Source organism: Paraburkholderia sp., from assembly GCF_035501035.1.
Lineage (GTDB): Bacteria > Pseudomonadota > Gammaproteobacteria > Burkholderiales > Burkholderiaceae > Paraburkholderia.
The window spans coordinates 1-2,560 of record NZ_DATJWR010000137.1; the positions used below are offsets into that span (position 1 = coordinate 1).

The following is a 2,560-nucleotide window of genomic DNA, read 5'->3' on the forward strand; positions in this document are numbered from 1 at the left end:
GGCAGCCACGCGCCCATGCCCGGACGGAATGCGCTCTGCACGGCCTGGTACAGATATTCCTGCGCCTCGCGCACCGCCTCGGGCGGCTCCTGGCCATTCGCGAGCAGCGCGGCGATCGCCGTGCCGAGCGTGTCGGTCAGGCCCATCATCGGCTGCGGAGCCCGGTCCCACAGGTCCTGGCGAAGCTGCCCGTCTTCGCAATAGAGCGTGTTGACCACGCGATGCGTGCCCGTTTCCATCGAAAGGATGTATTCGCACCCCGTGGCGAGCAGGTGGGCGATGGCGGCGTCGACGCTCGGCGCCTCGGCGTCGCCGTCGGGCTGCGCGAGCGCAATCAGCACGGAGGCGTCGGCGACGAGCAGCGTGGTTTGCGGCACCAGCAGGTCGGCGATCGCTTCGCGCAGTTCGTCGGCGGCGAGCACGTGCTCGTCGTCGAGCGTGAAGTCGGGGGCGAGGATGAGCGGCACGTCGTCGTAGTCGGCGACCACTTCGGCGATCGCGCTCACGACCTCGGCGCGCGCACCGGCGCCCACCTTGAACGCCGCGATCGGCATGTCCTCGAGCAGCATGCGCGCCTGGGTGGCCACGGTTTCGGGATCGAGGCCAGTCACTTCGTCGCAGCCGGCGGAGTCGCGCACGGTATAGCCTGTCAGCACGGTGACGCCGTGACAGCCCATGCTCGCGAGCGTGAGCAGGTCGGCTTGCAGTCCGCCGCCGCCCGTCGGGTCGGAAAGGCCGAAGGTGAGGACGATGGGAGGGGTGTCGCTGGGCATGAAGGTGGCGAGATGGAATGGGCTTCTGGCGCGGCATTGCCGTGCCGTCATAGCAGGATGCTTCAATTATGCGGCTTATCCGGGCATCCGGGGGACGGATGGCGCCGGCGCAAGCAAGGATATTTGCGCGCCGCTCAGGGACGCTCGCCGTGACCCGCCGCTCCCGAAGCCGTGCAGGCGGAATTTCCTCGTTGCTAGGCATGGAAACGGCAACAAGGTACCATCATGGCTCTCGTTTCCCTGAATTTTTCCCTGATTGTTTCCGATTGGTTTCGGACTTTTCGACGCGGCATAAGAATGGAATATAGAAGCTGGATGTGCCTGATCTGCGGCTGGATTTACGACGAAGAAGCCGGTTTGCCAGACGAAGGCATCGCGCCCGGCACGCGCTGGGAGGATGTCCCGATCAACTGGACATGCCCCGAGTGCGGCGCACGCAAGGAAGACTTCGAGATGGTCCAGATCTGAGGCCGCGCTCGCGCCCGAGGTGCCCGGCGTGCAGCCTGGCTGCGTGGTCCGGACGGCTCGCGTGAGGGCGTCGATGGCGGTGCAACTGGCATGTGCAGTGCACGTGCGCTCGTCGTGACGCGGCTGGTCCGCCGCGCTGCAAGGTTTCGCTCCGCCAGTCGTCGCTGTCGTCGGTATTGTCGGTCTGGTCGGCCCGCAATTGTTTTCGGCGCTGCCCCATGAGCCTTCGTTCAACCGCTGTTCCCCGATTCGAAGCGTTGCCCAATCCGCGTGGGGGCCAGGTGCCATTCGCGCACGGCGCGCTCGCCCAGGCGCTCGCCGCGCTCGACGAGCAGCGCGACGTCGCGCGCCCGCTGCGCCAGGCGGCGCGTACGCTGCGCGACGCCGGCTGGATCGCGGCGGCGCGCTTTGCCGACACGCTCCTGCTCGCTTCGCCGCTCGCGCTCGCCGCGCCGGTGGCCGTGGCGCCGCCGCCGGGCTTGCCGGTGCGACCGCTCCACGCAGCCGAGGAATCGGAGGACGCCGAAGTGCGCACGCTGTTCCGCGAGGCGCTGGCGGAACTCGCCGCTGCGCTCGAACGCCGCAATCTGCGCGAGCTGGCGTGTTCGCCCGCGCTCTTTGCGCGGCAGCACGCGCTTGTGGTCGAACTCGCGCGGTACATGCCGGGCGTGACGCTCGCCTACGAAGACGTGGCGTTGCAAGGTCGGCCGCTCGCGCCGGCCACGCTGCATCCGCAGCCGGCACAGCGCTTTGGCCAGGTGCGGGCGCGTTATGAGGCGGCGCTTTTGCACGCGATGAAGTCGCGTCTCGCCAACGGCAGCCGCGCGGCCAATGCGCTCGCGCTCGCGGCATTCGACGAGATGGACGCCTGCATGGCCGAACTGTCGAGTCCCGATCCCTACGATTTCTGGCGTCTTGCGGCGGCCTGCGGCCGCGCGCTACGGCAAGGCGTGCCGTCGTGGGGCGACGAGGGCGTGCGGCGCCTTTACGCGCGCTGCAATCTGCTGATCGGAGAGCATGCGCGCGGGCTGCGCTTCGCGCCGCAAACGCTCGTGCGGGCCACGCTGGCCTTGCTATGGCGCGACTATGCGCTATTCGGGGCCGCTGCCGAGGACACCGCCGACGTCGATCTGCTGCACGACTACGGCTTGACCGTGGACTGGCAGGTTGCGGGCACCCAGGCTTCCGAGGCGCTCTGGGAGGCGGGCAGTGCGCAGGCAGGCGCGATCGCGGCGCGCATCGCGCCCACGCGCGAGCTGGGCGCGCTTGTCGTCAACGGCAACGCGTATGAAGATTTCCTGCAGACCGCCGATGCCTCG

Annotated in this window: 3 protein-coding genes; 2 read left to right on the forward strand and 1 reads right to left on the reverse strand. The window is 68.7% G+C overall.

What is annotated here, in order from left to right; translation table 11 throughout:
- The coding region (locus tag VMJ11_RS09585) for a hydroxymethylpyrimidine/phosphomethylpyrimidine kinase (protein ID WP_325619177.1) at positions 1-773 on the reverse strand (773 nt) is incomplete at its 3' end.
- Between the two features lie 297 nt (positions 774-1,070).
- Between VMJ11_RS09585 and VMJ11_RS09590 the strand changes: the two genes are divergently transcribed.
- Both VMJ11_RS09590 and VMJ11_RS09595 read left to right on the forward strand, forming a co-directional pair.
- Positions 1,071-1,241, forward strand: a complete 171-nt coding sequence (locus tag VMJ11_RS09590) for a rubredoxin (RefSeq protein WP_008342674.1) — start codon at positions 1,071-1,073, stop codon at positions 1,239-1,241.
- 218 nt (positions 1,242-1,459) lie between these two features.
- Positions 1,460-2,560: hypothetical protein (locus VMJ11_RS09595; RefSeq protein ID WP_325619178.1), on the forward strand; the 1,101-nt coding region annotated here is incomplete at its 3' end.